The 7,174-nt window shown below is 50.3% G+C and carries 5 protein-coding genes; all 5 read left to right on the top strand.

The annotated features are described in order from the left end of the window. The first annotated feature begins 146 nt into the window (after positions 1-146). The 5 genes from ilvB (at position 147) to DW826_RS13435 (ending at position 6,759) form a co-directional block, all read left to right on the top strand. The gene (gene ilvB / locus DW826_RS13455; RefSeq protein ID WP_117553004.1) at positions 147-1,811 is read left to right on the top strand and encodes a biosynthetic-type acetolactate synthase large subunit; all 1,665 of its coding nucleotides are present in this window, start codon (positions 147-149) and stop codon (positions 1,809-1,811) included. Positions 1,812-1,818: 7 nt separating this feature from the next. Next, entirely contained in the window at positions 1,819-2,355 is a 537-nt protein-coding gene (gene ilvN / locus DW826_RS13450) for an acetolactate synthase small subunit (protein WP_144364837.1), read from the top strand. Between the two features lie 14 nt (positions 2,356-2,369). After that, positions 2,370-3,383, top strand: coding sequence for a ketol-acid reductoisomerase (gene ilvC / locus DW826_RS13445; RefSeq protein ID WP_117552999.1), 1,014 nt, complete (start codon positions 2,370-2,372; stop codon positions 3,381-3,383). 214 nt (positions 3,384-3,597) lie between these two features. Further along, a complete protein-coding gene (gene ilvD, locus DW826_RS13440) occupies positions 3,598-5,244 on the top strand; it encodes a dihydroxy-acid dehydratase (protein ID WP_117552998.1) in 1,647 nt (548 codons plus the stop codon). A 201-nt stretch (positions 5,245-5,445) separates the two neighbouring features. Next, the gene (locus DW826_RS13435; RefSeq protein WP_117552997.1) at positions 5,446-6,759 is read left to right on the top strand and encodes an ATP-binding protein; all 1,314 of its coding nucleotides are present in this window, start codon (positions 5,446-5,448) and stop codon (positions 6,757-6,759) included. The last annotated feature ends 415 nt before the right edge of the window (positions 6,760-7,174 follow it).

Raw genomic sequence — 7,174 nt, 5'->3', positions numbered from 1 at the left:
GAGGGGTAGGGGAGTTGAATAGGCGAAGCCTATTTTTGATACCTGAATTTTGATACGGACATTTGTCCGCACCAGAAAAAGAAAAGACGGGAATGTCTGACAGAGCCGGACATTCCGAAAGAAATAAGATGAGGGGAAAAACAGCTATGAAAATGAACGGAGCGCGGATCCTGGTGGAAGAGCTGATCCATCAGGGCGTGAGAGTGATCTTCGGATATCCGGGGGGCGCAGTGCTTGATATCTATAACGAACTCTATCTTGCGTCTGACCGTATCGGACATGTCTTAGCAGCCCATGAGCAGGGAGCTGCCCATGCCGCTGACGGATATGCGAGAGCAAGCGGAAAGACCGGCGTGGTCCTGGCGACAAGCGGTCCCGGTGCTACAAATCTGGTGACAGGGATCGCAAACGCCTACCTTGATTCCGTACCGATGGTCGCGATCACAGGAAACGTCGCGGTAAACAGTCTCGGAAAGGATTCTTTCCAGGAGGTGGATATCGTCGGGATCACACAGCCGGTAGTAAAACACAACTTCATGGTCCGGGACATTAAGGATCTTCAGAAGACGATTATTGAAGCCTTCGAGATCGCGAATTCCGGACGTAAGGGACCGGTTCTCATTGATATTCCGAAGAACGTCCAGTCTGCGGAATACGAGTATGTGGAGGACTTAAAAGTCCCAAGTGTTGTAAAGAAGCCGAGAAAGTCCGAGTGCGGAGACATTGGTGAAGTTGTTGAGATGATCAAAAAGGCGAAAAAGCCGTTTATCTACGCAGGCGGCGGTGTCGTGGCAGCAGGAGCCCAGAAAGAAGTCCTGGAGCTCTCAAAACGGGTCGACGCGGCGATCGGTCTTTCGATGATGGGAATCACCTCCGTTCCGGCCTCCTATCCGCTGAATCTTGGAATGTGCGGCATGCACGGAAAATATCCGTCCATCAAGGCCCAGTCCGAATGTGATCTGCTTCTGGCAGTCGGCGTCAGATTCTCTGACCGCGCGACAGGTGACTTAAACGAGTACACAAAGAAATGTATGACGGTCCATATCGATATCGACCGCGCGGAGATCGGAAAGAATGTCAGTCCTGATGTGAGCCTCTGGGGCGATGTGAAGGAGATCCTTACGAAGATTCTGGAAGCGCTCCCGGAAGAACGGCATCCGGAGTGGGTGAGTGAGCTTGAGGGCTATAAAAACGAGATGATCCTCCCGGCACCGAAACCTTACGGACCGGAAGCCATCATCGAGGAAGTTCACAGACATTGTACCGAGGACACAGTGGTCGCTACCGACGTCGGACAGCACCAGATGTGGACCATGCAGTTCTACCCGTTTGAAAAGCCGCACACGCTTCTCACTTCCGGCGGTCTCGGAACCATGGGATACGGTCTCGGTGCAGCCATCGGCGGATGCATCGCAGCGAGAGGCAGAAGAACCGTTCTCTTCACTGGAGACGGAAGCTTCGGAATGAACTTAAACGAGATGGCAACGGCGGTGAGTCAGGAACTCCCGATCACCATTGTCATTTTCGACAATGATGTCCTCGGAATGGTAAGACAGTGGCAGACAATTTTCTACGACTGTCACTATTCCCAGACGATCCTGGACAGAAAGACGGACTTCCCGGCTCTGGCGAAAGCCTTCGGTGCTGACGGATACGCGGTCTACACGATGGAGGATCTAAAGAAAGCCCTTGATGTAGCTGACAAATCCCAGGGACCGGTTCTGATCGACTGTCACATTGATATGGATGAGAAAGTCCTGCCGATGATCCCGCCGGGACGATCTATTAAAGACATGATTGTGGAAGGATAAGGTGACCATGGAAAACAAAGTTGAAAAGTTTGCGGTCGCCATGATCGTAAACAACCGCTTCGGCGTTTTAAACCGCATCGCCGGTCTTTACGCAAAGCGCTGCTATAATATCGATAATATCTCCGCAGGTACGCTGGATGATCCGAATTATACGCGGATCACCATCGTCTCCACAGGAGATGAATATATGAAGGACCAGGTGGTCCGTCAGCTGGAAAAACTCATTGATGTCCGTGCCGTAACACTTTTGGAACCGGAAAACACCGTATTTGCCCAGCATATGTACATCAAAATGCACCTGACAGGAAGCCACAGAGGTTCCAGCAAACATCAGGTACTGGATCTGATCAACGAGTACGGCGGAAAAGTCGTAGACTTCGGTGAAGAGCATCTGACAGCCGAGATTACCGGAGACAGCAAAAAAGTTGAGTCTTTTATTGAAAAAGTCAGAGATTTTGGTATATTAGAACTTAGCCGGTCGGGAGAGATCGCGATCGGTTTAGGGATAGACAACACATTACGTGTCGATCACAATGAAGAATAAGGAGAAGAAAAACTATGGCAACCATGTATTATGAGAGAGATTGTAACTTATCACTTCTTGACGGAAAGAAAGTAGCTGTTATCGGCTACGGTTCTCAGGGTCATGCACACGCTCTGAACTTAAGAGATTCCGGTGTTGATGTAGTAGTAGGTCTTTACGAGGGCTCCAAGTCCGCAGCAAAGGCAAAAGAAGACGGCTTCACAGTTATGCTCACAGCAGACGCTGTAAAGGCAGCAGATATCATCATGATCCTTGTAAACGATGAGAAGCAGGCAGCTCTCTACAAGAAAGATATCAAGGACAACCTTTCAGCAGGCAAGACACTTGCATTCGCTCACGGCTTCAATATCCACTTCAAACAGATCGTTCCGCCGGCAGATGTAAACGTGATCATGATCGCTCCGAAGGGACCGGGCCACACCGTTCGCTCCCAGTATGTAGGCGGTAAAGGTGTTCCGTGCCTCGTAGCTGTTGAGCAGGACCCGGCTGGAAACTCCATGGAAGTTGCTAAGGCATACGCTGCAGGCATCGGCGGAGCAAGAGGCGGTATCCTCGAGACAACATTTAAGGAAGAGACAGAGACAGACCTCTTCGGTGAGCAGGCAGTTCTCTGCGGCGGCGTTTGCGCATTAATGGAAGCTGGTTTCAACACACTTGTTGAGGCTGGTTATAAGCCGGAGAACGCATACTTCGAGTGCATCCACGAGATGAAACTGATCGTAGACCTGATCTTCAACGCTGGTTTCGAGGGAATGAGATACTCCATCTCCGATACTGCTGAGTACGGTGACTATGTAAGCGGTAAGAGAATCATCGGCGATGAAGCTAGGAAGGCTATGAAGCAGGTATTAACAGAGATCCAGGATGGTACATTCGCTAAGAACTGGATTCTTGAGAACCAGGTTGGCAGAACAATGTTCAACGCAGCAAGAGCAGCACACGCTGATACACTTGCAGCTAAGACAGGCCGCGAGTTAAGAGCAAAGATGGGCTGGAAGCAGACACAGGATCTTGACGAGGCTAAATAGTCGCGATAGCAATGAGCAGTGCGAATCCGACGAGGAAAGATTCACGTTGTGCTTGCACATAAGTGAATCTTTGCCAGCGGATTCATAGGGCGAATGCCCGCGCACGAGCGGACACAAGTCCGCGAGTGTGGCACTGCGGGGCAGCGAAACCCTAAAAAAATTCTTCAGGGCCAGGCATAACCGCCTGGCTTTGGGTTTCATAAGGAGAAAAATCATGAATTCAGATAAAGTAAAAGCTGGCGTAGAGCATGCGCCGCACCGTTCCCTTTTAAAGGCAGATGGATATAACGACGAGCAGATGCGTCGCCCGTTTATCGGCGTTGTAAACTCTTTCAATGAAGTAGCACCGGGACATATGCACTTACAGACTATCGCCCGTGCCGTAAAGGACGGCGTCCTTGCAGCAGGTGGAACACCGATGGAGTTCAATACCATCGGTGTCTGCGATGGTATCGCCATGGGCCATGATGGAATGCATTTCTCTTTAAGCTCCCGTGAGCTGATCGCAGATACCATCGAATGTATGGTAAAGGCACACTGCTTCGACGCACTCGTATTCATCCCGAACTGTGATAAGATCGTTCCGGGTATGTTAATGGCAGCAATGCGTCTGAACCTTCCGTGTATCTTCGTATCCGGCGGTCCGATGCTCTCCATCAACCAGAGAGATTTAAATACTGTATTCGAGGCAGTTGGTGCCAGAAAAGCAAATCTGATCAACGACGAAGAACTCGCTGAGATCGAGGGAAGCTCCTGCCCGGGCTGCGGTTCCTGTTCCGGTATGTTCACGGCAAACTCCATGAACTGCTTAACAGAGGTTCTTGGCCTCGGTCTTCCGGGAAATGGTACGATCCCGGCTGTATACGCTGAGCGTGTCCGTCTCGCAAAGACTGCAGGTATGCAGGTTATGAAACTCTTAGCTGACGATGTTCGTCCGCGCGATATCATCACACCGGCAGCATTCGAGAATGCTTTAACAACCGATATGGCTCTCGGATGTTCCACAAACTCCGCGCTTCATCTTCTTGCAATTGCCCATGAGGCTGATATCACTCTTGATCTTCACATGATCAACGCGATCAGTGAGAAGACTCCGAACCTGTGCCACCTCGCACCGGCAGGACATCACCACATGCAGGATCTCCTGGAGGCAGGCGGAATCTCCGCAGTATTAAAAGAACTTCTCGATGCCGGTATGATCCACGGCGACTGCAAAACTGTAACAGGAAAGACTGTTGCTGAGAACGTTGCCCGTGCCGTAAACCGCAATCCGGAAGTGATCCGTCCGTTAGACAATCCATACACAAAGACCGGCGGACTTGCCGTCCTTTTCGGAAACCTGGCTCCGAACGGCGCGATCGTAAAGCGTTCCGCTGTAAAACCGGAGATGTTAGTCAACACAGGTACCGCAAAGTGCTTTGATTCCGAGGAAGAGGCGATCGCAGCGATCTACGCTGGAAAGATCGTTCCGGGCGACATCGTTGTCATCCGTTATGAGGGACCGGCAGGCGGCCCGGGTATGAGAGAAATGCTTTCTCCGACATCCGCGATCGTTGGTATGAAGCTTGACACAACCGTTGCTCTTCTTACAGACGGACGTTTTTCAGGCGCATCCTGCGGTGCAGCTATCGGACATATCTCCCCGGAGGCAGCTGCAGGCGGCCCGATCGCTTACATCAAAGACGGCGACAAGATCGCGATCGACATCCCGAACTATAGCTTAAAGCTGCTTATTTCCGATGAAGAGATGGAAGAGAGAAAGAAGACCATGAAGATCCGCGAGCCGAAGAAGCTGACGGGATACTTAAAGCGCTATGCGAAGAACGTATCCTCTGCGGATAAGGGTGCTATTGTTGAATAAGTAAATTTTTAAGGCGGCGGGCTTGTTTAGAAGCTGCGCCGTCTTTTTTGGATAACAGGAAATTCCTATGGAACATTCTGTTGTATAAAAGGTACTACGTGCCGATGATGCGCACTCGCGCTAAAATGTAGATTGCCGCAAACGACTGCGACCGGCGCGAAAATGTGCCAAGGCACATTTTTATTAAAGAGAGGAAACTATATGAACGAGATCGTATCAAACCTGCTCGTATACGGCAGCCTGCCGGAAGACTCGATCCTCTGGCAGCTTGCGGATATCTGTGAGAAATTGAAGGAGGGAACGGAGACGAAGGCGGCGCTGAGAACCCGTGTATTCCACCAGGTGAAGAATCTTCTGACGGTTGCCACAGACTACGCTTTTGACAAGAACTTATGGCACAATTACCTGACATTCATCCTGATCACGAATGAGAATCCGTTCAGCCTCGTCTGCGAGAAGATGGGGGCCCAGGAAGGAACGGTCAACAACTTTGTGACTCACGACTTCGACATGTTCAAGGAACTGTTCGATTACGATTTTTCCTGGCTGGAGAAAGAACTCTCCATCGATTGCTTCACACAGCTGACCCACTACCAGGCAATCCGCAAAAAAGAGCTGATGTACAATAAAAATGTCAGCGAGAAAGTGAGAACCTTAAGCGAGAAGCTTGAGACGGCCGAGTCAGGGGCAGATTTCTTCCAGTATGTGACAGAGTTCTACAAAGATTACGGTGTCGGCATGTTCGGACTCAACAAGGCATTCCGCATTGCTGAGAACAAGGACGGATCCATCCGCTTCCTGCCGATCAACAACATGGATACCGTTATGCTGGATGACCTCATCGGCTACGAGCTCCAAAAGAAGAAACTCGTGGAGAACACCCAGGCATTCTGTGACGGAAAAGCGGCGAACAACGTGCTGTTATTCGGCGACAGCGGTACCGGTAAATCCACCAGCATCAAGGCCATCGTCAACCAGTTCTACCCCCAGGGCCTGCGCATGATCGAGATCTACAAGCATCAGTTTAAGGATCTTTCCACGATCATCGCCCAGATCAAGAACCGCAACTACAAGTTCATCATCTACATGGATGATCTCTCCTTCGAGGAGTTTGAGATCGAGTACAAGTTCTTAAAGGCTGTTATCGAGGGCGGAGTCGAGACAAAGCCGGACAACGTGCTGATCTACGCCACATCCAACCGCCGTCACCTCATCAAGGAGACGTGGAAGGATAGAGAGGACATGGAACACAGCGAGGATCTGCACCGCTCCGACACCATGGAGGAGAAGCTCTCCCTGGTCAACCGGTTTGGCCTTTCTATCTTCTACGCGAAGCCGAACAAGGAAGGGTTCAACGAGATGGCAGTGGCTCTCGCGAGACGCGCGGGCATCACTCCGGAGGTTATGACTGATGAGGAGATCTGCTACGAGGCGAACCGTTTCGAGATGCGCGGTGGCGGACTTTCCGGCCGTACAGCGCAGCAGTTTGCGAATTACCTGCTCACGATCAAATAAAAACGACAGAATATGAGAAGACCCGGTATGGAGACATGCCGGGTCTTTTTTATGTAACGGGAAATTCCGAGGAATTCCCCGTTACATAAAAAGGCACTGACGTGCCAAAGATGCACACTCGCGCGAAGATGTAGATCGTCGCAAGCGACCGCGCGAGGCGCGAGAATGTTCCAAGGCACATTCTTTTTAACATGTTTGCTGTTAAAAAATGTTAAGAAAAGAAGATATAGTGCTAAAAATAGATACAAAGCTCGTAAAATAACGAAAAAACACAAATGATTTTGAAATTGTACACCTATTTCGGATTGGATTCGACAAGGGGGCAATACTATAATGTCTATATTCCTACCGGGGATGCTCAAAAAGAAAAATATCATGTCAGACGCCCGGCTGGAACGGGGAAAATGACCGAAAA

Origin of the sequence: Clostridium sp. AM34-11AC (genome assembly GCF_003435375.1) — a bacterium.
Lineage (GTDB): Bacteria > Bacillota > Clostridia > Lachnospirales > Lachnospiraceae > Pilosibacter > Pilosibacter fragilis.
This window is presented reverse-complemented; position numbering and strand designations above follow the sequence as displayed.